25 protein-coding genes are annotated in these 26,067 nt (G+C 63.1%); 7 read left to right on the plus strand and 18 right to left on the minus strand.

Going from position 1 to position 26,067, the window contains the following annotated elements; all coding sequences use genetic code 11:
- The first annotated feature begins 139 nt into the window (after positions 1 to 139).
- A complete protein-coding gene (locus tag ACSBQQ_RS15635; protein ID WP_033648525.1) occupies positions 140 to 898 on the plus strand; it encodes a FadR/GntR family transcriptional regulator in 759 nt (252 codons plus the stop codon).
- 125 nt (positions 899 to 1,023) lie between these two features.
- Positions 1,024 to 2,166, plus strand: coding sequence for a D-alanyl-D-alanine-carboxypeptidase/endopeptidase AmpH (gene ampH, locus ACSBQQ_RS15640; protein ID WP_060428689.1), 1,143 nt, complete (start codon positions 1,024 to 1,026; stop codon positions 2,164 to 2,166).
- Positions 2,167 to 2,199: 33 nt separating this feature from the next.
- On the opposite strand, the gene hpaC is transcribed toward ampH, so the two are convergent.
- From hpaC to hpaE, 9 genes are all read right to left on the minus strand, one after another.
- Positions 2,200 to 2,715, minus strand: a complete 516-nt coding sequence (gene hpaC, locus ACSBQQ_RS15645; RefSeq protein ID WP_033648527.1) for a 4-hydroxyphenylacetate 3-monooxygenase, reductase component — start codon at positions 2,713 to 2,715, stop codon at positions 2,200 to 2,202.
- A 16-nt stretch (positions 2,716 to 2,731) separates the two neighbouring features.
- Positions 2,732 to 4,294: a 4-hydroxyphenylacetate 3-monooxygenase, oxygenase component gene (gene hpaB / locus ACSBQQ_RS15650; protein ID WP_033636988.1), complete on the minus strand. Its 1,563-nt coding sequence runs from the start codon at positions 4,292 to 4,294 to the stop codon at positions 2,732 to 2,734.
- A 178-nt stretch (positions 4,295 to 4,472) separates the two neighbouring features.
- Entirely contained in the window at positions 4,473 to 5,369 is an 897-nt protein-coding gene (gene hpaA / locus ACSBQQ_RS15655) for a 4-hydroxyphenylacetate catabolism regulatory protein HpaA (RefSeq protein ID WP_033636987.1), read from the minus strand.
- Positions 5,370 to 5,403: 34 nt separating this feature from the next.
- Positions 5,404 to 6,774 carry a 4-hydroxyphenylacetate permease gene (gene hpaX, locus ACSBQQ_RS15660; RefSeq protein ID WP_033636986.1) on the minus strand — a complete coding sequence of 457 codons (1,371 nt, stop codon included), beginning with the start codon at positions 6,772 to 6,774 and terminating at the stop codon, positions 5,404 to 5,406.
- 3 nt (positions 6,775 to 6,777) lie between these two features.
- Entirely contained in the window at positions 6,778 to 7,572 is a 795-nt protein-coding gene (gene hpaI / locus ACSBQQ_RS15665; RefSeq protein WP_060428691.1) for a 4-hydroxy-2-oxoheptanedioate aldolase, read from the minus strand.
- Positions 7,573 to 7,648: 76 nt separating this feature from the next.
- Positions 7,649 to 8,452 (minus strand): 2-oxo-hept-4-ene-1,7-dioate hydratase, encoded by an 804-nt coding sequence (hpaH, locus tag ACSBQQ_RS15670; RefSeq protein ID WP_033636984.1) that lies wholly within the window; start codon positions 8,450 to 8,452, stop codon positions 7,649 to 7,651.
- Positions 8,453 to 8,466: 14 nt separating this feature from the next.
- Positions 8,467 to 8,853: a 5-carboxymethyl-2-hydroxymuconate Delta-isomerase gene (locus ACSBQQ_RS15675; protein WP_004933172.1), complete on the minus strand. Its 387-nt coding sequence runs from the start codon at positions 8,851 to 8,853 to the stop codon at positions 8,467 to 8,469.
- Positions 8,854 to 8,903: 50 nt separating this feature from the next.
- Complete coding sequence (gene hpaD, locus ACSBQQ_RS15680; protein ID WP_004933173.1) at positions 8,904 to 9,977, minus strand: 3,4-dihydroxyphenylacetate 2,3-dioxygenase; 1,074 nt, start codon at positions 9,975 to 9,977, stop codon at positions 8,904 to 8,906.
- Between the two features lie 37 nt (positions 9,978 to 10,014).
- Entirely contained in the window at positions 10,015 to 11,469 is a 1,455-nt protein-coding gene (gene hpaE / locus ACSBQQ_RS15685) for a 5-carboxymethyl-2-hydroxymuconate semialdehyde dehydrogenase (protein WP_039567503.1), read from the minus strand.
- A gap of 108 nt (positions 11,470 to 11,577) precedes the next feature.
- Here hpaE and ACSBQQ_RS15690 point away from each other — a divergent pair, with 108 nt between their 5' ends.
- Complete coding sequence (locus ACSBQQ_RS15690) at positions 11,578 to 12,699, plus strand: RNA-guided endonuclease InsQ/TnpB family protein (protein ID WP_071883866.1); 1,122 nt, start codon at positions 11,578 to 11,580, stop codon at positions 12,697 to 12,699.
- A gap of 58 nt (positions 12,700 to 12,757) precedes the next feature.
- Here ACSBQQ_RS15690 and ACSBQQ_RS15695 read toward each other — a convergent pair whose 3' ends face one another.
- Together ACSBQQ_RS15695 and ACSBQQ_RS15700 are read right to left on the minus strand one after the other, a co-directional pair.
- Positions 12,758 to 13,522 carry a fumarylacetoacetate hydrolase family protein gene (locus ACSBQQ_RS15695; RefSeq protein WP_033648528.1) on the minus strand — a complete coding sequence of 255 codons (765 nt, stop codon included), beginning with the start codon at positions 13,520 to 13,522 and terminating at the stop codon, positions 12,758 to 12,760.
- Positions 13,519 to 14,151: a fumarylacetoacetate hydrolase family protein gene (locus ACSBQQ_RS15700; protein ID WP_060428693.1), complete on the minus strand. Its 633-nt coding sequence runs from the start codon at positions 14,149 to 14,151 to the stop codon at positions 13,519 to 13,521. Before ACSBQQ_RS15700 ends, ACSBQQ_RS15695 begins: the two co-directional genes overlap by 4 nt.
- A gap of 327 nt (positions 14,152 to 14,478) precedes the next feature.
- Between ACSBQQ_RS15700 and hpaR the strand changes: the two genes are divergently transcribed.
- A complete protein-coding gene (hpaR, locus tag ACSBQQ_RS15705) occupies positions 14,479 to 14,931 on the plus strand; it encodes a homoprotocatechuate degradation operon regulator HpaR (protein WP_004933183.1) in 453 nt (150 codons plus the stop codon).
- Positions 14,932 to 14,987: 56 nt separating this feature from the next.
- On the opposite strand, the gene ACSBQQ_RS15710 is transcribed toward hpaR, so the two are convergent.
- The 7 genes from ACSBQQ_RS15710 to ACSBQQ_RS15740 all read right to left on the minus strand — a co-directional run bounded on the left by ACSBQQ_RS15710 (position 14,988) and on the right by ACSBQQ_RS15740 (position 22,449).
- On the minus strand, positions 14,988 to 15,779 hold the full coding sequence (locus ACSBQQ_RS15710) for an SDR family oxidoreductase (RefSeq protein WP_060428695.1): 792 nt from the start codon (positions 15,777 to 15,779) through the stop codon (positions 14,988 to 14,990).
- A 4-nt stretch (positions 15,780 to 15,783) separates the two neighbouring features.
- The gene (locus ACSBQQ_RS15715) at positions 15,784 to 16,581 is read right to left on the minus strand and encodes a MoaF C-terminal domain-containing protein (RefSeq protein ID WP_060428698.1); all 798 of its coding nucleotides are present in this window, start codon (positions 16,579 to 16,581) and stop codon (positions 15,784 to 15,786) included.
- Between the two features lie 11 nt (positions 16,582 to 16,592).
- Positions 16,593 to 17,375 carry an SDR family NAD(P)-dependent oxidoreductase gene (locus ACSBQQ_RS15720; protein ID WP_033648535.1) on the minus strand — a complete coding sequence of 261 codons (783 nt, stop codon included), beginning with the start codon at positions 17,373 to 17,375 and terminating at the stop codon, positions 16,593 to 16,595.
- Positions 17,368 to 17,958: a DUF3156 family protein gene (locus ACSBQQ_RS15725; RefSeq protein WP_060428699.1), complete on the minus strand. Its 591-nt coding sequence runs from the start codon at positions 17,956 to 17,958 to the stop codon at positions 17,368 to 17,370. The genes ACSBQQ_RS15720 and ACSBQQ_RS15725 overlap by 8 nt, the downstream gene beginning before the upstream one ends.
- Positions 17,933 to 19,426: an APC family permease gene (locus ACSBQQ_RS15730; protein ID WP_033636966.1), complete on the minus strand. Its 1,494-nt coding sequence runs from the start codon at positions 19,424 to 19,426 to the stop codon at positions 17,933 to 17,935. Before ACSBQQ_RS15730 ends, ACSBQQ_RS15725 begins: the two co-directional genes overlap by 26 nt.
- Positions 19,427 to 19,555: 129 nt before the next feature.
- Positions 19,556 to 20,740 carry an anaerobic sulfatase maturase gene (locus ACSBQQ_RS15735; RefSeq protein WP_060428701.1) on the minus strand — a complete coding sequence of 395 codons (1,185 nt, stop codon included), beginning with the start codon at positions 20,738 to 20,740 and terminating at the stop codon, positions 19,556 to 19,558.
- Positions 20,737 to 22,449 (minus strand): arylsulfatase, encoded by a 1,713-nt coding sequence (locus tag ACSBQQ_RS15740; protein WP_060428703.1) that lies wholly within the window; start codon positions 22,447 to 22,449, stop codon positions 20,737 to 20,739. Before ACSBQQ_RS15740 ends, ACSBQQ_RS15735 begins: the two co-directional genes overlap by 4 nt.
- A 482-nt stretch (positions 22,450 to 22,931) precedes the next feature.
- Here ACSBQQ_RS15740 and ACSBQQ_RS15745 point away from each other — a divergent pair, with 482 nt between their 5' ends.
- The 3 genes from ACSBQQ_RS15745 (at position 22,932) to ACSBQQ_RS15755 (ending at position 26,015) form a co-directional block, all read left to right on the plus strand.
- Entirely contained in the window at positions 22,932 to 23,579 is a 648-nt protein-coding gene (locus ACSBQQ_RS15745; protein WP_033636963.1) for a helix-turn-helix transcriptional regulator, read from the plus strand.
- A gap of 139 nt (positions 23,580 to 23,718) precedes the next feature.
- Complete coding sequence (locus ACSBQQ_RS15750; RefSeq protein ID WP_060428705.1) at positions 23,719 to 24,906, plus strand: MFS transporter; 1,188 nt, start codon at positions 23,719 to 23,721, stop codon at positions 24,904 to 24,906.
- Positions 24,903 to 26,015, plus strand: coding sequence for a class II histone deacetylase (locus ACSBQQ_RS15755; RefSeq protein ID WP_060428708.1), 1,113 nt, complete (start codon positions 24,903 to 24,905; stop codon positions 26,013 to 26,015). The genes ACSBQQ_RS15750 and ACSBQQ_RS15755 overlap by 4 nt, the downstream gene beginning before the upstream one ends.
- The last annotated feature ends 52 nt before the right edge of the window (positions 26,016 to 26,067 follow it).

Consider the following 26,067-nt stretch of genomic DNA (forward strand, 5'->3'; position numbering starts at 1 on the left):
TGGGGGAAGAAGTTAATAAAACAGCCTTGAAACCGCATTTCAATTAACCATTTTTTTACACTTGAATAACGATTACTCAAGCGCCTTGTCGCATAATTGTGCGCCAAATCACTGAACGCCGAATCGTCAAAGGTCAAAAATGCCGATTACCCGACTGGAAAACCCAAGAATTTACAGACAGATAGCAGACCAGCTCAAACGTCTGATCGAAAATAACGAATTTCCGCCGGGCAGCCGCCTGCCCTCGGAGCGGGATCTCGCCCAGCAGTTGCAGGTCAGCCGCGCGTCGGTGCGCGAAGCGCTGATCGCGCTGGAAGTGATCGGCCTGGTGGACGTCAAGGTCGGCAACGGGGTGATCGTGCGCTCGCAAACGCCGCTGGCGCCGTCGCAGGAGCCGGTGATGGCGCAGGCCGGCCGCAACCAATGGGCGGAGATCGACGACGAACTGAATATTGAACTGGATTTCAACGCCGAGCTGCCGCCGTTTTCACTGCTGCAAACCCGCCTGTTGATCGAACCGGAGACCGCCGCGCTGGCCGCGCGCCACGCCACCGACGAAGAGCTGGCGGGCATCCGCGCCGCCTACGAGCAGAACTGCCGCGATAACCGCGCCGGCTCCGCCACTCACCCCGGCGATCGGCTGTTCCACATCCGCATCGCCCAGGCCAGCGGCAACCCGGCCTATGCGTTCATTATCGGCCACCTGCTCGGCCACCGTTACGGCAGCATGTTTCGCGTGCTGCAGCGCCACTATACGCCGGACGACATGCCGCACCGTTCCGAGCAGGAACACCGGGCGATCCTGGCGGCGATCGAAGCGCGCGACGTGCGCGGCGCCCGCAAGGCGATGAAGGCGCACCTCGATGAAGTGATCGCCATTTTCGCCCGCGCGCAGTAGGCCGCCGGCGGTTAAAAAATTTATCGTCACCGCTCTTTTTTCTACATGCAGCCGGGGCCTGAGCGCATTACACTGGGCGACGAATAACGCCCTTTCCCGCTGCATTGTTAAATGGATAACGACCGTTGAAGAACTCTGTCTCCGCTTTATTGCTGGCGCTGGGCCTGTGCGCCGCGCCGCTGGCCGCGCTGGCCGCCCCCCCGCAGCTGGCTTCGCAAATCGTCGACCAGTATGCCGAACATATTTTCTACAACAGCGGCGCCACCGGCATGGCGCTGGTGGTGATCGACGGCAATCAGGTGGTTAACCGCAGCTTTGGCGATACCAAACCCGGCAACAACCTGCGCCCGCGCCCGGATTCGCTGATCCGCATCGCCTCGATCACCAAGCTGATGACCAGCGAAGTGATGGTGAAAATGGCGGCGGCAGGCCAGGTCAAACTGACCGATCCGCTGCGCAAGTACGCCCCCAAAGGCGCCTATGTGCCGGCTTACAACGCCGGGCAGCCGATCACCCTGCTAAACCTGGCGACGCACACCAGCTCGCTGCCGCGCGAGCAGCCGGGCAAAAAGCCGCCGAAGACGCCGGTGTTCACCTGGCCGACCAAGGCCCAGCGCTGGCAGTGGCTGGCGCATGCCAACGTCACGGTGCCGCCGGGCGTACGCGCCGCCTACTCCAACCTGGCGTATGACCTGCTGGCCGACGCGCTGTCGCGCGCCGCGGGCAAGCCCTACAACGCGCTGCTGAAAGAGAAAATCACCGCGCCGCTCGGCATGGTCGACACCACGCTGACGCCGAGCCCCGAGCAGTGCTCGCGCCTGATGGTGGCGGCGGCCGGCCCGAGCGCCTGCCGCGACACCACCGCCGCGGCCGGCAGCGGCGGCGTCTACTCCACCCCGCGCGACATGCAGCGCTGGATGCAGCAGTTCCTCTCCTCCAGCGCCAGCGGCCCGCGCAAAGCCACCGCCGCCAGCGAGCAAACCATGTACTTCCAGCGCCACGATCTGGTGTCGCTGAAGGGCATGGACGTGCCGGGGCAAGCGGATGCGCTGGGGTTGGGCTGGGTGTATATGGCGCCGAAGGACGGGCTGCCGGGCATCATTCAGAAGACCGGCGGCGGCGGCGGGTTCATTACCTACATGGCGATGATCCCGGCGAAAAACGTCGGGGTGTTCGTGGTGGTGACCCGCTCGGAACTGAGCAAGTTCACCAACATGAGCGATCCGGTCAACCGCCTGGTGAGCGATCTGGCGGCCAACAAGAGTTGATATGCGGGGCGCAGCGGGCTGCGCCCCAACGCCTCAGGCCGGCACCGCCATCGGGTGGATCACCGAATGGAAATTGCGCTTGAAGTAGATCAACCCGTTGCCGGCTTCGCTCAGTGCGATCTGCTTGATCTGCACCAGGTACATCTGGTGGGTGCCGATGCTCTGGATCTGCTCGATCTCCCCTTCCAGGCTGGCCAGGGTATTGCGCAGCACCGGCTGCCCCAGCGCACCGAGTTGCCACTCTTTCAGCCGGAAACGATCTTCCATGCTGACGCCGGTCATGCCGGCGAAGTGGCGCGCCATCAGCTCCTGCTCGTGGTTGAGTACGTTGACGCACAGCCTGCGGTTTTCCTGAAACACCGGGTTCATCGCGCTGTTGCGGTTGATGCACACCAGCAGCGTCGGCGGCGTATCGGTTACCGAGCACACCGCCGTGGCGGTGATGCCGCAGCGCCCCGCCGGGCCGTCGGTGGTGACGATATTCACCGCCGCCGACAGGCTGGCCATGGCGTCGCGAAAGCGCAGGCGCTGTTCATTTTCCTGAGACATACAACCTCCTCCTGAATTACTTCAGCAGATTATCCAACTGATTAATATCGTCATTGTTCCGCAGGTGCGGCACCTTCCAGCCGTGCTGATCGTAATCGGCCAGGCACTTGTCGACCATCTGCATCATGCGATCCATGTTGCCGGATCCCTGCGCGTGGCGCAGGCACTGCAGGCGGATCTCATCCTGGCTGCCGGCGTAGTTGATCTCATACAGCTCGTGGCGGCCGCCGAATTCGCTGCCGATCGCATCCCACATCAGCTTGAGGATCTTGATGCGTTCGACGTGATCCATACCGTCCGATCCGCGCACGTAGCGCGCCAGGTACTTGTCGATCTCCGGGTTGTTCATGTCGCGCACGCTGGACGGCAGGTAGATCAGGCCGCTGGTGACGTTCTTCTCGATGATGTGTTTCACCTTGGTGTAGGCCATCGGCGCCATCACGCGGTAGGTTTGCAGCGCGGCGGAATCCGGCAGGTAGGCGCCGTTTTCCCATTTTGTGGCTTCGGCGCACATCGCGTCGCTCAGCGACCAGAACAGGTTGCGCCAGGCCACCACTTCGCCCAGATCGGCCTGCACGCCGCGGAACTCCAGCACGCCGGTGCACGAGAGGCTCTTTTGCAGCAGCGCGGTGATGAAGTCCATCTTCACCGCCAGGCGCACGCAGGCCTGCAGCGGGAACAGCCGAGCGAAACCGCCCTGGGTGCTCCAGCGCCGGCAGCGGTCGAAATCGCGGTAGATCAGCACGTTTTCCCACGGGATCAGCACATGATCCATAATCAGGATCGCGTCGTTCTCGTCGAAGCGGCTGGAGAGCGGGTAGTCGAACGGCGATCCGGTGGCGCCGGCCACCAGTTCGTAGGAGGCGCGCGAAATCAGCTTCACCCCTTCGGCGTCCATCGGCGCCACGAACATCAGCGCGAAGTCCGGGTTATCGCCCATCACCTGCGCCGAACCGAAGCCGATGAAGTTGTAGTGGGTCAACGCCGAGTTGGTGGCCACCACTTTGGCGCCGCTGACCACGATGCCGGCGTCGGTCTCTTTCTCCACCTGAATGTAAACGTCCTTCACCTCGTTGACCGGCTTGTGGCGGTCGATCGGCGGGTTGACGATGGCGTGGTTGAAATAGAGCCCGGTTTCCTGAATGCGTTTGTACCAGTGGCGCGCGTTGTCGGCGAACTGGCCGTAGAACTCCGGATAAGCGCCCAGCGCGCAGCCGAAGGCCGCCTTGTAGTCCGGCGTGCGCCCCATCCAGCCGTAGCTTTGACGCGACCAGTCGGCGATGGCATCGCGCTGCTGGCGCATCTCTTCCGGGCTGCGGGCGTAGCGGAAAAATTTGTGGGTATAGCCGCCGTTGCCGGTGTCGGTATTCCAGCACAGGCGATCCTGGCTGGCCGGATCGTGCAGCGCGTCATACAGCTGGCCGACAGACGCCGCCGCGTTGCGGAACGCCGGGTGGGTGGTGACGTCTTTCACGCGCTCGCCGTAAATGTAGATTTCGCGGCTGTCCTGCAAACTTTTCAGGTATTCGGCGCCGGTAAACGGGCGTTTGCTGTCGGCACGAAAGTCTTCTGGTTTCATCGGGTCTTCCTCGTCATCGGCATTTTTCAGGCCGTGGATCCGGCCATTTGTTAAAATAATGTTTTCTTTTGGTTTCTTAATTGAAGCTGCCAAAGCCGGTTTCGAGAAGAGACTTTTGCGGCAATCGCCGGTACTTTTCAGGTCAGTTTGCCGCTTTCGCGGCAAACTGTGATCGCGGTTACGAAAGGGCGTGTTGCGCCGCGCGGTAGGTCGAGGGGGAACAGCCTTCCAGCCGATTGAAAAAACGGGCGAAATAGGCCGGATCCTTGAAGCCGAGGCTGTAGGCGGTTTCATGCACCGTGCAGGCGCTGAACAGCAGCATGCGTTTGGCCTCGCGCAGCAGCCGATCGAAGATCAGCCGCTTGGGCGGCCGGTTGGCGAAGCGCCGGCACAGATCGTTGAGCCGCGATTCGGTCACTCCCAGCGCCTGCGCATACTCCGGCACCGGCAGGTGCTCGCGAAAACGCTCGTCCACCATCTTGTTGAACCGCTGAAACAGCTGCAGTTCGCCGCGCACGCCGCTGTTGGCGTTGTCTTCCAGCGCGGTGTTGCGCAGCAGCAGCGTGAACACCGCCTGCGCCAGCAGCGCCAGCGTCTGTTCGCGCCCGGCCAGGTTCTGGCCGAACTCGCGGCGGATCAGCGCCCAGTAGTGGCTGAGCGCCGTCAGCTCCTGCGGCGCATCGGCCAGCGACAGGCAGATGCCCGGCATGTCCAGCGCCAGGTTGCTGCCGGGATACAGGCGCTCCAGCAGCGGCCAAATCAGCTCCTGGCGCACCGTCAGCACATGGCCGTCGCTGTCCGGTTCGGTGAAGAACGCATGCGGCACCGACGGCGGCGTAAGGATGAACAGCGGCGCCTGCACCGAATAGTGCTGATCGTCGAGCTGCAGCTCTATCTTGCCGGTTTCCAGGAAATGCACCTGGAAGAAGCAGTCGTGCCAGTGCACCTGCATGTCGCGGCCGAAGAATGCCGCCAGCCCGGCGAAGGTTTCGTAGTGCACCTCGTCGGCGGCGTAGCGCGCGTCATACTCTTTGCAAATATCGATGTTGGCGATAAAGCCGGTACTTTTCCGCACCTCATGACCTCCTGCAATCATGCCCACTTGCGCATCAAGGCGTCGCCCTCGGGCGCGAATCCTTCATCGGGATGCGCCACACCAGCACGGCGCCGACGATCAGCAGCGCCGAGACGAAATACAGCCCGGAGTTGAAGCTGCCGGTCAGATCCTTGAACCAGCCGATCAACAGCGGGCTGAGCGCCGATCCGATATTGCCGGTGGCGTTGATCACCGCGATCCCCACCGCGCGCGCTTCCAGGCTGATCGACTGATCCGGCGTGGTCCAGAAGATCGCCATGGCGGTAAAGGAGCCGACCGAGGCCATCACGATCCCCAGCAGCTGGATCAGGCTGTGATCGGTGGCAGACGCCAGCAGCCAGCCGGCGGCGGCGAACAGATACGGCAGCGCGGTGTGATGCTTGCGCTCCTGCAGCCTGTCGGATCGTTTGCTCCACCACACCATGCCGGCGATGGTGCAGATCTGCGGGATCGCCGCCAGAATGCCGATCGTCACGTTGCTGCTGCCCTGGTTGAAGCTTTGCAGGATCTGCGGCGTCCAGATGTTGATCGCGCTCAGGGTGTTGGTCAGGCAGAAATAGGCCAGCGTGTACATCAGCACGATCGGCGTGAAAATTTCGCGCCACAGGCTGCGTTGCTGCAGCGCGCGGTGGCTGCTCGGCCCGTTGGGCTGCACCAGCTGCAGCTTATCGGCCTCCATCATCGCCTGCAGGCTGGATTTTTCCTCGTCGGTCAGCCACTTGGCCTTGGCCGGCGTATCGTCGAGGTAAAACCACACCACCACGCCCAGCAGCACCGACGGAATGCCTTCCAGCAGAAACAGCCACTGCCAGCCCTTCAGGTTCATCACCCCGTCCAGCGCCAGGATATAGCCGGAGACCAGCGAGCCGATCGCCATGGTCACCGGCATGGCGATCATGAACAAGGCGTTGGCGCGGGCGCGGTAGAACGCCGGGAACCAGTAGGTGAGGTACACCAGAATGCCCGGCAGGAAACCGGCCTCGGTGATGCCGACGATCATGCGCAGCACGTACAGGCTGGTCGGCCCGGTGGCGAACATGGTGCAGGTGGAGGCGATGCCCCACAGCACCATGATGGTGGCGATCCAGCGCCGCGCGCCGACCCGGCTCAGCATCATGTTGCTCGGAATGCCGAAGATCACGTAGGTGACATAGAACAACGTCGCCGCCAGCCCGAACATGGTCGAGCTGAGGCCGAGATCTTTGCCCATCGTCAGCCCGGCGAAGCCGATGTTGATACGGTCGAGGAAAGAGAAAACAAACAACACGAACAGGAAAATGATCAGGCGCCGAAACAACTTTTTAATCACCGATTGCTCGGCGGCGGTTAACGCTTTATGTTGCTGCGCCGGGTTGGCCGGCGGCAGCGAATCGACGTGGTTCATGGTTCAGTAAACTCCCGATGAAGGCGCTTGCACCCCGCCCTGTTTGAACTCGTCAGCCAGGGCTTCCGCCGCCCGCGCCAGCAGGGTGGTGTCCACCCCCACCGCGACGAACAGCGCGCCGGCTTCCAGATAGCGCTGCGCCAGTGCCTTGTTGGCCATCAAAATGCCGGGCGCCTTGCCGGCGGCGCGGATGCGGGCAATCGCGTCGTCGATGGTGCGCTGCACCTCCGGGTGCTGCGTATTGCCGGCGAAGCCCATATCGGCGCTGAGATCCGCCGGGCCGATAAACACGCCGTCCACCCCTTCCACCTGCAAAATGGCGTCGAGGTTTTTTACCGCTTCGCGGGTTTCAATCTGCACCAGCACGCACATCTGCTCGTCGGCCTGCTGCAGGTAATCGGGCACCCGGTTCCAGCGCGAAGCGCGCGCCAGGGCGCTGCCGACGCCGCGCACGCCGTGCGGCGGATAGCGCGTGGCGCGCACCGCATCGCGCGCCTGTTCGGCGTTTTGAATCATCGGGATAAGCAAGGTTTGCGCGCCGACGTCCAGCAGTTGCTTGATGATCACCGCGTCGTTCCACGGCGGCCGCACCACCGGCCGGCTCGGGTAAGGCGCGACCGCCTGCAGCTGCCCCAGCACCGTCTGCACGTTGTTGGGCGCATGTTCGCCGTCGATCAGCAGCCAGTCGAAACCGGCGCCGGCCAGCAGCTCGGCGCTGTAGCTGCTGCACAGCCCGAGCCACAGCCCGATCTGCGGGCGTTTTTCCTGCAGCGCACGCTTGAAGTGGTTGGTTAACATCGCATTCTCCCTGACAAGCGGGCGTAGCGCATGGCTCCCCGCCCGGTTTATTGCGGCCCGGTTCGCCGAGCCTGCATTAGACAAAGCGGCAGCTGATGCAGCCCATCGGGCCGTAGTCGACGTGGAAGGTGTCGCCGCGCCGCGCCGGCACCGGCCGGGTGAAGGAGCCGCCGAGGATCACCTGCCCCGCTTCCAGCTCCACCTCATACGGCGCCAGCTTGTTGGCCAGCCAGGCCACGCCGTTGGCCGGGTGGTTGAGCACCGCCGCCGCCACGCCGGACTCTTCAATCACGCCGTTGCGGTACAGCAGCGCAGCTATCCAGCGCAGGTCCAGCGCATCCGGCTTGATCGGCCGCCCGCCCATTACCACCCCAGCGTTGGCGGCGTTGTCGGAGATGGTGTCGAACACCTTGCGCGGCCGCTGCGTCTCGGGATCGACGTTGTGGCTGCGCGCGTCGATGATCTCCAGCGCCGGAATGACGTAGTCGGTGGCGTTGTAGACGTCGAACAGCGTGCAGTTCGGCCCGCGCAGCGGCTTGGCCAGCACGAACGCCAGCTCCACCTCCACCCGCGGCACGATAAAGCGATCGATCGGAATGTCGCTGCCGTCGTTGAAGAACATGTCGTCCAGCAGCGCGCCGTAGTCCGGCTCAGTGATCTGCGAGCTCACCTGCATGGCGCGCGAGGTCAGGCCGATCTTGTGGCCCTTGAGCGTGCGCCCCTCGGCGATCTTCAGCTCCACCCACTGCCGCTGAATGGCGTAGGCGTCCTCGATGGTGATCTCGGGATGATCGAGCGACAGCGCGCGGATCTGTTCACGACTCTTTTCCGCCTGATGCAGGCGCTGTACGGCGCGGTTAACCTGCTCTTTATCCAGCATTTACGACCCCTTATTCACGCCTTGTTGAACAGCGCGTGGACATTGTTCTGTTTGTAATTCAGCACCGGATCCAGCTCTTCCATAGTGAAAGAGAGCGCCAGGTAACGCTGCGCCATCAGCGCGGCAAAGTGTTCCTTGATCAGCGCAAACAGCATCTCGCCCACCTGCTGCCGGCTTTCCAGACTGCGGCCGTGGCCGATCTTCAGCGTCATGTGCACGAAGGCGTAGTCCTGCTTGCCGTCGGCCATCTGCCAGGTGTCGAGCCAGATGGCGCGGCTGCGTACGCCGGCCAGCGGAAAGATGCCGGTCGCCGCCAGCGCCTCGTTGACCTTGGCGAACAGGGTGGGCAAATCCGCCTCGCGGCGGATGTTGTCGGTACATTCAGCGTAAAAATGGGGCATAGCGTTCTCCAGACGGCGCATAGGCGCGGGCGCAGCCCGCGCAGCGGCATTTACAGCGTATTGCCAAGTTTGAAACCTTTTTCCGTATCGCCCTCACGGGTGTAGGAAAAACCGTCTGCGCCGATGGTGACGGCCATTTCGCTGGGCGCGCTGCGCTCGATGACCGGCTGTGGCTGCCCATCGAGATCCAGCACCAGCGATCCTTCGGTATACCAGCTCGGCACCACCGGATTGCCCCACCAGTCGCGGCGCTGGTTGTCATGCACGTCCCAGGTCACGGTCGGGTTGTCCGGATCGCCGGTGTAGTAATCCTGCGTGTAGATCTCCACGCGGTGACCATCGGGATCGCGCAGGTAGAGGTAGAACGCGTTGGAGACGCCGTGACGGCCGGGGCCGCGTTCGATCAAATCGGATTTGCGCAGCGCGCCGAGCTTGTCGCAGATGGCCAAAATATTGTGCTTTTCATGGGTGGCGAAGGCGATGTGATGCATGCGCGGCCCGGCGCCGCCGGTCATCGCGGTATCGTGCACCGTCGCCTTGCGGCGCATCCAGGCGGCGTAAACCACGCCGTCTTCATCGCGGATGTCTTCCGTTACGCGAAAGCCCAGCCCCTGGATGTATTCCACGGCGCGCGGCACGTCAGGGGTGATTTGGTTAAAGTGATCGAGGCGCACCAGCGCGCCCGGCGTATACAGATCGTAGCGCCAGGCCAGACGCTCGACGTGCTGCACGTCGTAGAAAAACTCATACGGGAAGCCGAGCGGATCCTCGACCCGCACCGCATCGCCGATGCCTTTGGCGAACCCGTTCACCCGACGCTCGGTGCGACAGCCAAGCGCCTTGAAATACGCTTCGGCGCGATCGACGTCTTCCGGCGTGCGCACGCGGAAAGCAAACGCCGCAACGGCGGCGACCGGGCCTTCGCGCAGCACCAGGTTATGGTGAATGAACTCCTCCATCGAACGCAGGTAGAGGGTTTTGTCATCCTCGGCGGTCACGACCAGGCCGAGGATATCGACGTAAAATTCGCGTGCGGCTTTAAGGTTCGTGACCTGAATTTCCATGTAGGCACAGCGCACGACGTCGGGAGCAGGGACAGCATTAGTGGTAAGTTTTGTCGTCATTGTTCTCATCTCTTTCGTTATTATTGTGGCCCGAGGCTTAGACGCCCCATTTCGGGATCGGGTGGTCGCCCATGGAAATGCACACGTTCTTCATTTCGGCGAACACTTCGAAGCTGTATTCGCCGCCTTCGCGGCCGGTGCCGGAGGCTTTCACACCGCCGAACGGTTGGCGCAGATCGCGTACGTTTTGGGTGTTGACGAAAACCATGCCCGCTTCGATACCGCGGGCCAGGCGCAGAACCTTGCTCACATCCTGCGTCCAGATGTACGACGCCAGGCCGTATTCCACGTCGTTGGCCATGCGCAGGCCGTCTTCTTCCGACTTGAACGGCAGCAGGCAGGCCACCGGCCCGAAGATCTCTTCCTGCGCCACGCGCATCCGGTTGTCGACATCCGCCAGCACCGTCGGGCGCAGGAAGTTGCCGTGGCTCAAACCGGCCGGTTTGTCCGGACCGCCGGCCAACAGGGTCGCCCCTTCTTCCACCCCGAGGCGGATATAGCCGGAGACTTTTTCCCAGTGCTGCGGGCTGATCAGCGCCCCCACCTGGGTATTGGGATCTTGCGGATCGCCCACGCGCAGACGGTTGGCGCGCTCGGCGAAACGTTTGACGAATTCCGGGTAGATGCTCTCCTGAATGAAGATGCGCGAACCGGCGGTGCAGCGCTCGCCGTTGATCGAGAAGATGGTGAACAGCGCGGCGTCGAGCGCCCGCTCGATGTCGGCGTCTTCAAAGATCAGCACCGGCGACTTGCCGCCCAGTTCCATGGAGAATTTCTTCAGCCCGGCGCTTTCGATGATGCGGCGGCCGGTGGCGGTGCCGCCGGTGAAGGAGACCGCGCGCACGTCTTTATGGCGCACCAATGCGTCGCCGGCGGTGGCGCCGTAGCCCTGCACCACGTTCAGCACCCCGGCCGGAATGCCGGCCTCCAGCGCCAGCTCGCCCAGGCGATCGGCGGTCAGCGGCGACAGTTCGGACATCTTCAGCACCGCGGTGTTGCCCAGCGCCAGGCAAGGCGCGGTTTTCCAGGTGGCGGTCATGAACGGCACGTTCCACGGCGACACCAGCGCGCATACCCCCACCGGCTGCACCAGCGTGTAGTTGAGCATCTTGTCGTCCACCGGGTAGGTCTTGCCGTTCATCTGCTGGCACACCTCGGCGAAGAACTCGAAGTTGTGCGAGGCGCGCGGGATCAGCACGTTTTTGGTCTGGTGGATCGGCAGGCCGGTGTCGGCGGTTTCCAGTTCGGCGATCTGCGGCACGTTCTGGTCGATCAGCTCGCCCAGGCGACGCATCAGGCGCGCGCGCTCTTTCATCGGCGTGTTGGCCCACTTGGGAAACGCCTCTTTCGCCGCCGCCACCGCCTGGTCTATCTCCAGCTGGCCGCCGGAGGCCACTTCCGCCAGCACCTCGCCGTTCGCCGGGTTGGTGGTGGTGAAATACTCTTTGCTGGTGACATTCTTGCCGTTGATCCAATGGTTGATGGTTTTCATTAGCACTTCTCCTGCAACTTTTGGCGTGAAAGCCAAAAAAGGGACTGAGTAATTTTTAACCTAAAATCTCTTTGCATCTGTCCACATCTCTCTGTAATTTGTTACGCCATGAAACGTGCCTATAAGTTCCGGTTCTATCCCTCAACTGAGCAAATTCAACTTTTAGCTCATACATTTGGCTGCGTACGTTTCGTTTATAACTTCATCCTGAATTGGCGCACCGATGCCTTTCGTCAACGGAAAGAAAAAGTCAGTTATGCCCAAGCTAGCGCACGATTAACCATCCTCAAGAGAACACCTGAATTCGCTTGGTTAAATGACGTTTCATGCGTCCCACTCCAGCAATGCTTACGCCACCAACAGACTGCTTTTAAAAACTTCTTTGAAGGTCGAACTTCATATCCGGCCTTTAAATCTAAACGCCACAAGCAAGTCGCTGAGTTAACCGCCAGTGCTTTTAGGTACCGAGAAGGGCATCTATACATAGCGAAAAGCAAAACGCCTCTGAACATCCGCTGGTCGCGTAAACTGCCGTCGTCCCCTTCGACAGTCACTGTGAGCAAGGACTCTGCAGGTCGATACTTCGTCAGCTGTCTATGCGAAGTCCAGCCGGAGCCATTACCTGTTACGTCATCAATAGTGGGAATAGATGTTGGTCTAACTCGTCTATTGGTCACGGACAGCGGATTTAAAGCTGACAACCCACGCAATACAGCCAAGAATGCCAAGCGGCTTGCATTGCTACAGCGCCGATTAAGCAGGAAACAACTGGGTTCAAAAAACCGCACTAAAGCTCGCCAAAAAGTTGCCCGGTTGCATGCAAAAATTGCGGATTGCCGCCTGGACAACCTGCATAAGTTGTCCCGCACACTCATTAACGAAAACCAAGTTGTGTGCGTCGAGTCGCTAAGCGTGAAAAACATGATGCGTAATCCACAGTTGGCAAAAAGCATTGCTGATGCAGGCTGGTCGGAACTCATCCGACAGCTCAGGTATAAAAGTGAGTGGGCTGGCCGTCGTCTCATCGCGGTCGACCCATTCTTCCCATCATCTAAGCGCTGTTCCTGCTGCGGATACACCATGCAAGTTTTACCCCTGAATATTCGCTTTTGGCTGTGCCCCAAATGTCAGAGTCACCATGACCGCGATATCAACGCGGCCCGAAATATCAAAGCTGCCGGGCTGGCAGTGTTAGCCCATGGAGCGACGGTAAATCCTCAAGTCGCGTGATGCGGCCTTGGTTCGTTGCACTGAAATGGGAACCCTTGTTTCTTTGAAGCCAGGGAAGTCAACGCAGGCTCTCCTCGTAATCTTTTTCACTGATAATGTGGTTAACCAGACGGCCGATGCCCTCGATCTCCACCACCACTTCGTCACCCGGCTGCACGTCGGCCAGCCCTTTCGGCGTGCCGGTGGCGATCATGTCGCCCGGCTGCAGCGTCATGAATTCACTCAGGTAGGCGACCAGGAACGGAATGTCGAAAATCATGTCGGCGGTGCTGCCGCGCTGGCGCAGCTCGCCGTTGACGTAAGTGCTGAGCGCCAGCCGGTGCGGATCGGCGACGTCGTCGCGATCGACGATGTACGGTCCGATCGGCGTCAGGGTGTCGCGGCTCTTTACCCGCAGATTCGGCCGGTAGTAGTTTTCCAGGTAATCGCGGATGGCGTAGTCGTTGCACAGGGTGTAACCCGCCACGTACTCCATGGCGTGCTCGCGGCTGACGTTGCGCGCGGTCTTGCCGATCACCGCCACCAGCTCGGCTTCGTAATGCATGTACTCCACGCCGGCCGGGCGCACCGACACCTGGCGGTGCCCGGTCAGGGTGTTCGGCGCCTTGAGGAACACCAGCGGTTCCTCCGGCGCCTTGAATTCCAGCTCGCTGGCGTGGTCGGCATAGTTCAGCCCGAGGGCGAACACCGTGCCCTGCGCCGGCGGCAGCCATTCCACTTCGCGCTCCTGCAGCACCTCGCCGTTCGGCAGCGTGACGCGCAGCTGGTCGTCCACCTGGACGTTGACGGCCTGGCCATGATGGCGAATACGGGCATGTTTCATGATGCGGCTCCTGCTTGGGTGACGCGGTTGGTCAGCGTGGGCAGGCCGGCGGCGCGCACCGTCACCTCATCCCCCGGTTTGATCTCCACCCGCTGGTGCGGGGTGCCGATCAGCACCGCATCGCCCGGCTGCAGGGTGATGAAATCGCTGATGGCGGCGATCAGCTCCGGCACCGAGCGCACCAGGTCGGCGGTGGACCAGCGATCCTGCTCCACGCCGTTGATCTCGGTGACGATCTCCAGCCGATCGGCAGCCTCCAGCTGGCCGATCTCCCCCAGCGGGCAGAACCCGTCGCGGCATTTGGCCTTGATCGCCGGGCGATAGAAGCTGCTTTCCGGCAGGCTGACGTCGTTGGCCAACGCGTAGCCGGCCAGATAACGGCTCACCTGCTCAACCGGCACCTTGCGCGCGGTATCGCCGATGATCACCGCCAGCGTGCCGCCGCTCTGCACGGTTTCACCGGCCGGAAACGGGATCGCCCCGCCGTTGGCGAGGTGGGTGTTGCGCGGTTTGATAAACCACACCGGGGTTTTGGGCGGGGTCTGATACGGTGGCTGGTGAAACGCCTGATTCCAGGCGTCCAGTTGGCTGCGGTGGTTCAGCGCAACGGAAAATACGGTGCCTTTCATGCGAACTCCTCCAATGGCAAAACATGACAACCGGCATTCATTAATATATTAATGATTACTTTTATACGCTGTGCAGCTTTTACGCAACGCTCTTGGAGTGATTTGTGATCGTGATAACAAAATATTCACAAATAACGAACATTAGCGTGATTATTCAACGTATTAATCATTTTTATCGCCATTTTTCGCTGCGGCACGCATTTTTGCTTTATCCCTACGGGTAACTTTGGCTACTATTAAGTTATTAACAAAATCGGGCTTTGCGGGGCGGGCGCCCCCATAACGAGCGCCGTAACAACGAACACCTTGATAGCTAAGGCCAAACTTATGCATGAATCGTTAACCATCGCCCTGCTGCAGGCGCGTGAAACCGCCATGGGGTTCTTCCGCCCGATCCTGAAAAGCCACAATTTGACCGAACAGCAGTGGCGCATCATCCGCGTGCTGGCCAACAGCCGCTCGATCGAATTCCACGAGCTGGCGGCGGAAACCTGCATCCTGCGCCCCAGCCTGACCGGCATTCTGTCGCGCATGGAGCGTGACAAGCTGATCTTCCGCCTCAAGCCGGTCAACGATCAGCGCAAGCTGTACGTGTCGCTGACCCAGCAGGGCCAGGATCTGTATGAAGTGGCGCGCCACCAGGTGGAACAGGGCTACGCCGAGATTGAAGCCGCCTTTTCGCGGCAGAAGATGGATCAGCTGATGACGCTGCTGGACGAGCTGATCACCCTGGGCGACAGCCTGCCCGCCAACGTTACCGCGCATCCCGCCAAGCAGTGATTTAACCAACCGGAATTCTCAAATTAATTGACGTTGCAGCCAACAACGCTGCAGCGTCAGGTAAGCAGAGAATTCGTTTCCGGCAGCAGCGCGCCGCCGTCCACCACCAGCGTCTGGCCGGTGATGTAGGCCGCCGCCGGCGAGGCGAGAAACACCATCGCCGCGGCGATGTCTTCCGGTTCCCCCAGCCGCCCGAGCGGCACCGAGGCGGCGATCGCCTGATTCACCTGCGCGTCACCCAGGTTGGCCATCGCCGGCGTGCGGATCATCCCCGGCTCCACGCCGTTGACGCGAATTTTCTCCGCCGCCAGCTCCAGCGCCGCCGCGCGAATAAACCCGTTCACCCCGGCCTTGGAGGCAGCGTAGTGCGCCAGCCCCGGGTAGGCCACCCGCGGGCCGGTCACCGACGAAGTCACCAGAAGGCAGCCGCTGCCCCGGCGGCGCATCCACGGCAGCGCCGCCTGCGCCAGAAAGAACGGCGCCATCAGATTGACGCTCAGCGTGCGTTGCAGCAGGGCCGCGTCGATGGCGGCGAACGGCGTCAGCGGAAAGTAAGCGGCGTTGTGGATCACCACGTCCAGCCGTTGATGCCGCTCGCCCACCGCCGCCACCAGCTCGGCGATCTGCCCCGGTTCGGCCAGATCGCAGGCCAGCGCCTGCACGCTCAGCCCTTCATCCCGCAGCACCTGCGCCGCCGCCTGCGCCTGCGGCAGCTGCACGTCCGCGATCGTCACCTCGGCGCCCAGCCGGGCAAAGGCGCTGACGATCGCCAGCCCAATGCCCTGCGCGCCGCCGGTCACCAGCACCGCCTGCCCCGCGAAGGCGTCGGCCGCATAGGTTGCGCTCATCGCCCTATTCTCGCGGGTGGCGCGTGGTGTTCAGCACCTGCGCATGGGCGCCGACCGCAAAGTTGCTCAGCGCGCTGAAATCGCTGCCCTGATAACCGAGGATCTTGCCGTCGGTGCGCATGCCCTGCAGATCGATCATCACCACGCCCAACGTCGGGATGATCTTCTCGCGCCAGACGAACAGATAAAGCTGCTCCGCCACCTTCACGTAGTGGCAGCGATCGACGTCCGCCAGCCCTTTCTCCACCCCGTCCAGACACTGCCAGGCGTAGAAGTTATCGTTCAGGTAGATGTGCTCGTACCGCTCGGTCGGGCTGTAGGTGTACATGTTGCGCATGCCGATCAGCTCATCGGTAAAGCCCGGCGGCGCCACGTCGGCGTCGTCCAGCGTACCGAAGCGGAATTCGGCCCCGACCGCGGTCAGCGGCAGCCCCTGCTCCACCCGGCTGAAGGCATCGAGCCGCGCCTGCGCTTCGTCCGGCAGCTGGCCGTATACCGCGGTGAAGTTGCCCTGATTGCGGTCGCATACCAGCGTAATGCTGGCGTTGGCGCGGGCGGGATCGAGAAAATCGATGAACAGCACGCCGGGGCGAATGCTGGTGGCGCGATAGGCGACGCCGCGCCGTTCGCCCCACTCCAGCGTCTGCTCGTCGGTAAACCGGCAGCGCTGTGTCGCGCCGTCGCTAAAGCACAGCGTCAGCGTGGCGCCCGCCAGCCCGTGCTGCCGTTCCAGCGTATTGCTGTGCGGCGCAAAGCCTTCCGCCAACGCGCCAACCTGAATGAATACCGCTTCTGAACTCATGGAAATGCTCCTTACAGGGAAGTGAAAGCCAGGGTCGGCACATCGACGATGGTGGAGCCGCCGTCGGCCACCAGCGCCGCGCCGGTAATGATTGAAGCCTCGCTGGAACACAGGAAACGGCAGACGCGGGCGATCTCCTCGGCGCTGGCCGGGCGGCGCAGCGGCACGTCGCGGCAGACCATCTGGTAAGCCTGCTCCAGCGAAATCTGATGGGCGTCCATCAGCAGTTGCATCTCTTCGTCCGCCATCGGCGTGGTCACCCAGCCCGGGCACACCGCGTTGGCGCGCACGCCCAGCGGGCCATAGTCGCGGGCGATGGAGCGCATCAGCCCGATCAGCGCGTGCTTGGCGGTGACGTAACCGCAGACCTCCGGCCCGGCGGCCAGCGAGGCGATCGAGGCCACGAACAGCAGGTTGCCGCCGCTTTTAATCAGCTCCGGCAGGCAGGCGCGCGCGCTGGCGAAAGCGCTGTTGAGGTTGCTGTCCATCGCCCCTTGCCACTGCGCGTCGGTCATCTCGGTGATGCGCTTGAAGCCCATGCCGCCGGCGCTGCCGATCAGGCAGTCGATGCGCCCGGCTTCGCGCAGAATGGCCGGCAGCAGCGCGTGGTTCCAGCTCTCGCCGCTGGCGGCATCGCCCACCAGCGCCTGCGCGCCGATCTCTTGCGCCAGCGCCGCCAGCGGTTCCGGGCGGCGGCCGATGATGAACACCCGATCGCCCTGCGCCGCCAGCAGACGGGCGCAGGCGGCACCGACGCCGGTGCCGCCGCCGGTAATCACAACCACTCTATTCATGATTCAGCTTCTCCATCAGTTGGCCGATCATCAGCAGGCTGCTCAACAGCAGCCGCCGCTGTTCGGCATCCAGCCGCAGGTAGCGGCGGCCGGCCGGCAAACGGCTGACCACCTCCGACGCGGCGAAATGCTCAATATCCACCTGCCAGCGCCCATCGTTCGCCGTCAGCCGCACGCGGCGAAAATCCAGCTGCGCCAGCGTCTCGCCGATCTGCGGGTAGCGCTGCAGGCCGTCCAGCAACCGCTGCGCGGCCGCATGGCGCTGGCGCAGCAGATAACGCACCCCGCGCCGCCGCAGCCAGCCGCCGGTCACCACGTCCAGCGTCAACGGGGGCTGCGCTGCGCACGCGCCCTGCAACCGAAAGCGGTGGCTGACGATATGCGCCATAAACAGCCCCTGGACCTGTTCGCCGATCTCGATCTGCGGCCCCTGCGGCAGCGTCAGCCGCAGCAGGCCCGGTGCCAGGCGTTCGCACGCGTAGGGTTCCAGGTTGCGCGCCAGACGATCCAGCGCGGCGCCCGGCCGATAGCCCGACGGCGCTCGCCGCCAGGCGCGATTAAGTGAGGGAAGTAAGCCGATCAAACTGCGCCTCCTCGTTTTCACCTTTGGCGAACGCGTTTTCCAGCACCTGCTCGACCGGCACCGGCTTGAACGGATTCACTTTCTGCACGCACAGCGTCCAGAACAGCGCATAGGCGGCGGTCAGGCCGATCATCCAGCCGAAGGGAATGTAGATGTCGCTCGGGTTCATTCCCGGCGGCGTGATGTAAACGATGGCCAACACGATGCCGACGCTGGAGACGATCTGCGGCAGCGGGAACCACGGCGATTTATAGGCGCGCGGCAGATCGGGGCGGCGTACGCGCAGGATCACCACCGAGCAGGTCACCAGCAGGTAGGCCACGCCCCAGGCGCACACCGCCGCCAGCACCAGCGGAATGATCCTGTCGAGGTTGCCTTGAATGGCGAAGGCGTGTACGCAGGGGATCAATACCGCCACCAGAATGCCGACCACCGGCGTTTTAAAGCGCGGGTGCAGATAAGCGAACATGCGCGGCAGCGCGCCGTCCAGCGCCATGCCGTACAGAATGCGCGGCACCGCCGCCATCAGCGTATTGATGGTCGCCGCGCCCGCCAACAGCAGGCCGACGCCGAGCCAGTATTTGCCGAACTGGCCCATTACCTGGCCTGCGAACGCCGGGATGGCCATCGGCGTTTCCAGCAGGCGCGCGCCGCTGGCGGCGTCGATCACCACGTTTTCCACCTGGTGGCTGAGCGCCGCGCCATACAGCGCCATGCACACCGCCACGCCGCACAGCCCCAGCGCCATCGCGCGCGGGATCACCCGATCGCAGCGTTTGATCTCCGGCGCCATCGGCGTCACCAGCTCACAGCCGACGAACATGAACATCGCCATGCCGATCAGGCTGAACACCGCGAAGGGATCGTTCAGGCTCAGCGTGCTGCCGAACCAGCCCTCGAGCGGCACCGCATGCGGCGACAGCAGCCCGACGATGCCGAAAATCACCAGCGTGCTCCACATGGCGAAGGTCAGCACGATCTCCGCCTTGCCGAAGGCCTCGATGCCGAACGCGTTGAGCAGGCCGAATACGATGACCAGCCCGACGCCGACCATCCAGGAGGCGTTGTGGCTTTCCATCAGGGTGTTGAGGTGCTCGAAGTTCACCAGCGCCATGATGCCGGAGAGAATGGTCTCGGCGGTACCGGCGAAGATGTGCACGATCAGGTAGGCCGACAGCGCGCCGGTAATGGCGAAAAAGCGCCCCATGCCACAGGAGATGTAGTCGTAAACCGAACCGGAGGTCGGCAGCAGCGCCGCCGCTTCGGAGAAGGTGGTGAGCTGCGCCTGCATCATGATGAAGGCGATCAGCATCGCCAGCGCGAAGGTGTCGCCGCCGATGCCGAAGCCGCTGGTGACCGTCAGGATCACCGGGCTGGCCATGATCACCCCGACCGAACTGGCCAGGGTGGTGGGAAAGCCGACCTTGCCTCGAGCCAGGTGGGCGTGCAACCGCGACGACAGGTTCATGGTTATTTCCTCTTATAGTTTTGGCCTGATGCATGCAGGTGCTTGCAGGTTTTTCACCGCCAGCGGCGGTCATCTCACTATAGAGAGGAAAGGAAAATGCTGACTATCGTCCTTAAGGACGAGACGGTTTCAACCTGCGGCCGCGCTCACGGCGGCGCGCCACTGCATCGCTCCCTGCGGGCTGCGCGGGTAGGCGCGCAGCGGCGCCAGCAGCGCGGAAAAGAAGGCGTAATAGCCGGCGCACAGCCGGTTGTAGCGATCTTCGCCCACATGCGCCGGGCAGCCGCCCTGGCAGACGCTTTTCACGCTGCAGCGTTGGCACTCGCGGCGCAGGCTCTTGTTTTTACCGAACGGCATCTCCGCCGCCCTTGCCGCCAGGGTGGCGAGCGGCGTGTGGCGATCGGCATGGCCGAGCAGGTGCTGCGCGTTGATCAGATGATCGCAGGCGTAAAGCCGCCCGTCCGGCTCCATCACCAGATTACCGCCGCAGCGTTCGGCGTGTACGCAGCTGGGGCTGACGTGGGTGAAATACTGCGCGTAGACCTGTTCGATGTTCATCACAAACACCTGGCCGACGTGCCCGCGGCTGCGCCAGCGGCGGTATACCGCCAGCATGAAACGCCCCCAGTTGGCGGCGCTCAGCCCATAGCCGGCGGTGGGCGCATCCCCTTCCAGCATCAGCGGCTGGAACTGCAGATAGCGCGCCCCGATCGCCACCGCATGATCGTAGATCGCCTCGGCGCGATCCGCGACGCCGTCGTGCACCACCATCAGCAGGTTGAAATCGATCTGATGGCGCTGCAACAGCGCAATGCCGCGCAGCGCGGCGTCATAGCTGGCACCGCCGCGCTTGTCCGGCCGGTGGGCGTCCTGCACCTCGCGATCGCCGTCCAGGCTGACGCCGAGGATAAAGTGATGCTGCCGGAACAGCCGGCACCAGGCGTCGTTCAGCAGGGTGCCGTTGGTCTGCAGGCTGTTGCTGATCCGCACGCCCGGCGGCGCGTAGCGGCGTTGCAACGCCAGCGCGCGCTTGTAAAAACCGATCCCCGCCAGCAGCGGCTCACCGCCCTGCCAGACGAAGTTGATCTCGCGGCTGTAACGCGGCTGGGCGGCGATGTAGCCGCGGATAAATTCCGCCAGCAGGTCGTCGTCCATCTTGCGCGTCCGCTCCTGCTGGCGCTGCGGATAGTAGCAGTAGCGGCAGCCCAGGTTGCAGCCGGCGCCGATCGGCTTCACCAACAGATGAAAAGGCACCGCCGCGCGCGGTTCGCTCTCTACCGGGATCTGCTGCGCGCGCAGCTGGGCCAGGTTCATGGCGCCGCCTGCGGCAACGGTTTGTGGGTCAACGGATCCAGGCCGATGTAGTCGCCGGTGCTGGCGTCGACGCCGAGGTAGTCGATCGCTGCGCCTTTGGCTTCAATGACCATGCCCTGCTGCGCAAAGCGGCGATACGCCTCGCTCAGCCGTTTGACTCGCTCCGGGTTGGCGGCGGCCAGATCGCGCGTTTCCAGCGGATCGTCATGCAGGTTGAACAGCCCCCACGGCGCCATCTGCGCCGTCGGCCCGGCCTTCACCAACCGCCGCAGCTTCCAGACGCCGTCCACATAGGCGGCCTGGTTATGCAGCTCCACGCCGTAGGTCGCGCGCGGCACGCGGTCAGCCTCGCCGCTGAAATAGCGTTTGAAGCTGACGCCGACCATCGGCAGCGTCGGTTTGGCCTTCAGCGGTTTGTTGGCGTCGATGCCGGCATAGTCATACAGCGTCGGGGCGATGTCATACACCGCCATCGGCGTGCGGTCGATGCCGCCGCGCCCCTTCAGCCGCGGCGCGGAGATGATGAAATCGGTATTGATGCCGCCCTGCGCGCTGGTGGTTTTGTGGTAATTGGCGTACGGCGCGTTGCTGACGTTGGCCCAGTGCGGCCCGTAGGAGATGAACGAGCCCTTGCGGCCGAGGTTGGCGTAGCTGTTGTCGAACTGCCGCCAATACTCCGGCTTCGAGCCGTAGTAGAAGCCGCTGGCGGGGTTGGCGCCGTTGTCGGTGGCGAACACGATCACCGTATTTTGGTCGCGGCCGGTCTGCTTCAGGGTGTTCAGCACCGCGCCGACCTGATCGTCCATGTAAGCGATCATCGCCGCGTACACCTGCATGGTCTTGGCTTCATATTTTTGCTGCTCGGGCGTTAGCGCGTTCCAGGCCTTATCCAGCGCCAGCGTCGGCATCGGCGTGCGCTCGGAAATCAGCCACAGCGCTTTCAGGCGCTGAATGCGCTGCTGATAGGCCTGCTGGTAACCGGCGTCGTATTTGCCGTCGAATTTGGCGATCCAGTCATCCGGCGCCTGCAATGGATCGTGCGGCGCGGTGAAGGCCAGATAGGCGAAGACGGGCTTATTTTGCGGCGTATCGCGGATCCACTGTTCCAGCTGATCGGCATAGGCCTTGCTGGAGTAGAAATCTTTGGGCAACGACACGCGTTTGCCGTTCAGAGTGTAGAAGGTGTGGAACGCCTCCACGGTGCCCAGCGGTTTCGCATCGTCGAAATGGCTGGTGCCGCCGCCCATAAAGGCGAAGGCGCGCTCGAAGCCGCGATCGGTCGGTTTGGCGCCGTCGACATAGCCCAGGTGCCATTTGCCCGCCATCATGGTGGCATAACCCGCGTCGCGAAAGCGCTCCGGCAGCGTGGTCACGCGGTCGGTCAGGCGCATTTCATAGCCCGGCTGCGCGGCGGTGCTCTCATACCACCACATGCCGCCCATGCCGGCCTGCTGATTGGTGTTGCCGGTCATCAGCATCGACCGCGCCGGCGCCGACATCGGCGAGGTGTAGTACTGGCTCATGCGCACGCCCCGTTCGGCCAACGCCTGCAGGTTGGGCGTCGGTATCTCACCGCCGAACGGGCTGATGTCGGAGTAGCCCATGTCGTCCACCAGAATGATCAGCACATTGGGGCGATCGGCGTCCGCCCCCTGCGCCAGGCCCGATAAGGCGCCGCTCAACGCCACCGCCAACGTTTTTTTCTGCATCGTTCGTTCCCCGTATGGTCATGCGGACTGAACAACCCGACGCCTCAGCCCGAGAAAGGTCATCATTTTTTCGTCTTATACGTTTGGCGCCGCCTGGCGCTATCTTCAATTCGCAGTGTAGGAAGCGGCGGAAAAGCCTGGCTATCGTTCTTAAGAACGAGGGACGACGGCGACGGCATCGGCTGTAGCACGCGCAGGGCGGTGAGGGCTTCGTCCGGGCAAACATTGAAAAGCGCTGTAAATTCAGCGGGAAAAGCGGTGAATTATTTCATTAACCTATTAATGAAAATCGCGATAAATCCGAACCGAAAAGCCCTGATTAACGCAGTGTCATCTTGTTATTTATGTGTTTTATTGCAATCGGCCTCACGTTGTTAATATGTTTTTATTGTGTTGCCAAATTGCTACAACTATGCTTGTATCGTTCATATATTGACCGCCAACCTTCTCCAGATTGAACGATAAAGGGAGGAACACGAATCATGCACAGCACAGCATCCGATGCCTTTATCAACAGTTGTTTGGCGACCATTACGCACCTGATCCCGGTGTCCGCCGGGGTGTTTTATCTGGTCGATCGCGACCTGCGGCCGGATCATTACATCCTGTATGGCATGCCCGATAAAACGCATCAGCAGTATCTGAACCACTTCCAGCAGATAGACCCGCTGCAACCGGCCAATTTCCATCGCCAGGACATCACCATGGTCGGCATGAGCCCGGCGGCGATCGCCGGCAACCGCCGCTATTACCACGACTTTATGCTGCCGAACGATATGCGCGACATGACGGAGATCTTCATCCGCCAGCGCAAGCGCATCGTCGCCGGGGTATCGCTGATCCGCGATACGCCGTTTACCGAAGTGGAGCGCGGCCGCCTGCGCGCGGTGCTGCCGCTGATCGAGCTGGCGACGCGCGATCTGCTGCCCGACGGCGAGGCGCAGATGCTGACCGCCAAAGAGCAAGAGATCGTCAACCTGGTGCGCGAAGGCGCCAGCAATAAGCGCATCGCCCTGAAGCTGGGCATTTCGCTGTCCACGGTGAAAACCCATATGCGCAATATTTTCGCCAAAACCGACGTGGTGAACCGCACCGAACTGGTCGCCGGCGGCTTTCTCGCCCACGGTTAACGCCCGATAACGGCCGCCGCTGCCGACGGCCGGAAAATAACGCCAAAACGTCTTCGCCATTTATGGCGCGGCCTCCCCCTGCCCGCAATCGGGCCGGGCGGGATATTTCATCGTCACTCAACGCTTGGGGAAAAGGTTTATGTCCAGTGATTCGGTTTCCGCGCCCGCCGTCGGCGCGGCGCTCCCCTGCCCGCCGCGGCTGCTGACCGCCATTATCGTCTTCGCCGCCATCGCGCCGGGCATTCTGATGACCGCCCCCGCCGTGGCCGCCCAGCTCGCCGCGCAGTGGCAGCTCGGCCCGGCGCAGATCGGCCACCTGTTCTCCACCGAACTCGGCGCCATGAGCCTGGCCACGCTGCCGGCGTGGTGGTGGATCGGGCGCATCAACTGGCGGCGGGTCGCTACGCTGTCGGCGCTGGTGTTTATCGCCGGCAACCTGGCTTCGGCGCTGGCACAGGATTTTACCCTGCTGCTGCCGCTGCGCTTTATCGCCTCGCTGGCGGGCGGCACCCTGATGATCCTGTGCATCACCTGCGCCGCCGGCACCGCCAATCCCAGCCGGGTCTATGCCTTCTGGGTGCTCGGCCAGCTGGTGCTGGGCGCGGTCGGGCTGCTGGTGCTGCCGCCGCTGTTCGCGCACTTCGGCCTGATGGCGGTCTACCTGATTCTGGCGGCCATCATGCTGTGCTGCCTGCCGCTCATCCCGGCGTTCCCCAACGGTTTCACCGCTGCCCGCGCCGCCCGCAGCGGCCCCGCCGCCTCGCTGGCGCGCAAGCTGTGCGCCGTGCTGGCGGTGCTGACCTTTTACATCAGCCTGAGCGCGGTCTGGACCTTTATCGGCGGCATCGCCGCCGGCACCGGGCTGTCGCCGGCCCACAGCGGCCAGGTGCTGGCCGTCGCCACCTTGCTCGGCATCGTCGGCGCGGGGGCCGCGGCGCTGATCGGCGCGCGCTTCGGCGGCGGACGCCCGATCGTACTGGGGTACGCCCTGCTGCTGGCCAGCGTGGCGCTGCTGACGAGCCAGCCCCTGCTGCTGCGCTTCGCCCTGGCGGCCCTGCTGTTCAAGTTCACCTGGACCTTCGTGCTGCCGTTCATTCTGGCGCGCGTCGCCGGGTTGGATAACGACGGCAAGCTGATGAACGGCATCAACCTGGTGATCGGCGGCGGCATGGCCATCGGCCCGACGCTGGCCGGCTCTCTGATCGAATCTTCCGGCGGTTTCAACGCCTTGCTGTTCGGCGCGCTGGGCTGCGCGCTGCTGTCGCTGCTGTTGATTTCGCTGGCTTCACCGCGCGCACCGCGCCGTATAACAGGAGGAGAAAGGTGAAAAGAACAACCGGTTTCTTGTTTGATGAACGCTGTTTCTGGCACAGCACCGGCCTGCACGCCACTACCCTGCCGGTCGGCGGCTGGGTGCAACCGCCTTCAGGCGCCGGCCACGCCGAGTCGCCGGAAACCAAACGGCGCATGAAGAACCTGATGGACGTGTCCGGGCTGTCGCGCCAGCTCACCCTGCTGAGCGCCGAACCGGCGACGGAAGAAGACCTGCTGCGCATTCACCCCGCCCACTACCTGCAGCGTTTCAAACAGGTGAGCGACAGCGGCGGCGGCCTGCTGGGAGAGGAAGCGCCGCTGGGGCCGGGCAGCTATGAAATCGCCAAGCTCTCCGCCGGGCTGGCCTGCGCGGCGGTGGAGGCGGTGCTGCAGGGCGAGCTGGATAACGCCTATGCGCTGTCGCGCCCGCCGGGCCACCACTGCCTGCCGGATCAATCGATGGGCTTCTGCTTCCTGGCCAATATTCCCATCGCCATCGAGCGCGCCAAGGCTCGCCATGGCCTCGGCAAGGTGGCGGTGCTCGACTGGGACGTGCACCACGGCAACGGCACCCAGCACATCTATTGGCAACGCGGCGACGTGCTGACGCTGTCGCTGCATCAGGACGGCTGCTTCCCGGCGGGCTACTCCGGCGAACGGGATCGCGGCGAAGGCGACGGGGCGGGCTGCAATGTTAACGTGCCGATGCTGGCCGGCGCCGGCGACGACGGCTACCTGCACGCCATGCGGCGCATCATCATCCCGGCGCTGGAAAAATTCGAGCCGGAGCTGATCATCGTCGCCTGCGGCTACGATGCCAACGCCCTCGATCCGCTGGCGCGCATGCAGCTGCACAGCGACAGCTTCCGCGCCATGACCGCGCTGGTGCAGGACGCCGCCGACCGGCTGTGCGGCGGCAAGCTGGTGATGGTGCACGAAGGCGGCTATGCCGAATCCTACGTGCCGTTCTGCGGGCTGGCGGTGATGGAACAGCTGAGCGGCGTGCGCACTGAAGTGCAGGATCCGCTGCTGGCGTTTATCCAGCAACAGCAGCCGCGCGACGCCTTCAACCGCTTCCAGCGCGAAGCGCTCGACGAGCTGGCGCGCCAGTTCGGCCTGTAACCCCCTCTCTGCGGGCGCCGCACCCGGCGCCCCTGACAACCTCGCCGCCAGC

This window comes from Serratia sp. G204Y, assembly GCF_051172435.1.
GTDB lineage: Bacteria > Pseudomonadota > Gammaproteobacteria > Enterobacterales > Enterobacteriaceae > Serratia > Serratia sarumanii.

What these genes read in the sequence shown, in the direction of transcription:
- ACSBQQ_RS15735 (WP_060428701.1), bottom strand. Translation starts at nt 20,740, where the DNA reads ATGAACCTGGCCCAGCTGCGCGCGCAGCAGATCCCGGTAGAGAGCGAA.
- ACSBQQ_RS15750 (WP_060428705.1), top strand. Translation starts at nt 23,719, where the DNA reads ATGTCCAGTGATTCGGTTTCCGCGCCCGCCGTCGGCGCGGCGCTCCCC.
- hpaX (WP_033636986.1), bottom strand. Translation starts at nt 6,774, where the DNA reads ATGAACCACGTCGATTCGCTGCCGCCGGCCAACCCGGCGCAGCAACAT.
- ACSBQQ_RS15675 (WP_004933172.1), bottom strand. Translation starts at nt 8,853, where the DNA reads ATGCCCCATTTTTACGCTGAATGTACCGACAACATCCGCCGCGAGGCG.
- hpaB (WP_033636988.1), bottom strand. Translation starts at nt 4,294, where the DNA reads ATGAAACCAGAAGACTTTCGTGCCGACAGCAAACGCCCGTTTACCGGC.
- ACSBQQ_RS15720 (WP_033648535.1), bottom strand. Translation starts at nt 17,375, where the DNA reads ATGAATAGAGTGGTTGTGATTACCGGCGGCGGCACCGGCGTCGGTGCC.
- hpaE (WP_039567503.1), bottom strand. Translation starts at nt 11,469, where the DNA reads ATGAAAACCATCAACCATTGGATCAACGGCAAGAATGTCACCAGCAAA.
- ACSBQQ_RS15730 (WP_033636966.1), bottom strand. Translation starts at nt 19,426, where the DNA reads ATGAACCTGTCGTCGCGGTTGCACGCCCACCTGGCTCGAGGCAAGGTC.
- ACSBQQ_RS15700 (WP_060428693.1), bottom strand. Translation starts at nt 14,151, where the DNA reads ATGAAAGGCACCGTATTTTCCGTTGCGCTGAACCACCGCAGCCAACTG.
- ACSBQQ_RS15695 (WP_033648528.1), bottom strand. Translation starts at nt 13,522, where the DNA reads ATGAAACATGCCCGTATTCGCCATCATGGCCAGGCCGTCAACGTCCAG.
- hpaR (WP_004933183.1), top strand. Translation starts at nt 14,479, where the DNA reads ATGCATGAATCGTTAACCATCGCCCTGCTGCAGGCGCGTGAAACCGCC.
- hpaD (WP_004933173.1), bottom strand. Translation starts at nt 9,977, where the DNA reads ATGACGACAAAACTTACCACTAATGCTGTCCCTGCTCCCGACGTCGTG.
- hpaC (WP_033648527.1), bottom strand. Translation starts at nt 2,715, where the DNA reads ATGTCTCAGGAAAATGAACAGCGCCTGCGCTTTCGCGACGCCATGGCC.
- ACSBQQ_RS15740 (WP_060428703.1), bottom strand. Translation starts at nt 22,449, where the DNA reads ATGCAGAAAAAAACGTTGGCGGTGGCGTTGAGCGGCGCCTTATCGGGC.
- ACSBQQ_RS15690 (WP_071883866.1), top strand. Translation starts at nt 11,578, where the DNA reads ATGAAACGTGCCTATAAGTTCCGGTTCTATCCCTCAACTGAGCAAATT.
- ACSBQQ_RS15745 (WP_033636963.1), top strand. Translation starts at nt 22,932, where the DNA reads ATGCACAGCACAGCATCCGATGCCTTTATCAACAGTTGTTTGGCGACC.
- ACSBQQ_RS15635 (WP_033648525.1), top strand. Translation starts at nt 140, where the DNA reads ATGCCGATTACCCGACTGGAAAACCCAAGAATTTACAGACAGATAGCA.
- hpaH (WP_033636984.1), bottom strand. Translation starts at nt 8,452, where the DNA reads ATGCTGGATAAAGAGCAGGTTAACCGCGCCGTACAGCGCCTGCATCAG.
- ACSBQQ_RS15710 (WP_060428695.1), bottom strand. Translation starts at nt 15,779, where the DNA reads ATGAGCGCAACCTATGCGGCCGACGCCTTCGCGGGGCAGGCGGTGCTG.
- ACSBQQ_RS15715 (WP_060428698.1), bottom strand. Translation starts at nt 16,581, where the DNA reads ATGAGTTCAGAAGCGGTATTCATTCAGGTTGGCGCGTTGGCGGAAGGC.
- hpaI (WP_060428691.1), bottom strand. Translation starts at nt 7,572, where the DNA reads ATGTTAACCAACCACTTCAAGCGTGCGCTGCAGGAAAAACGCCCGCAG.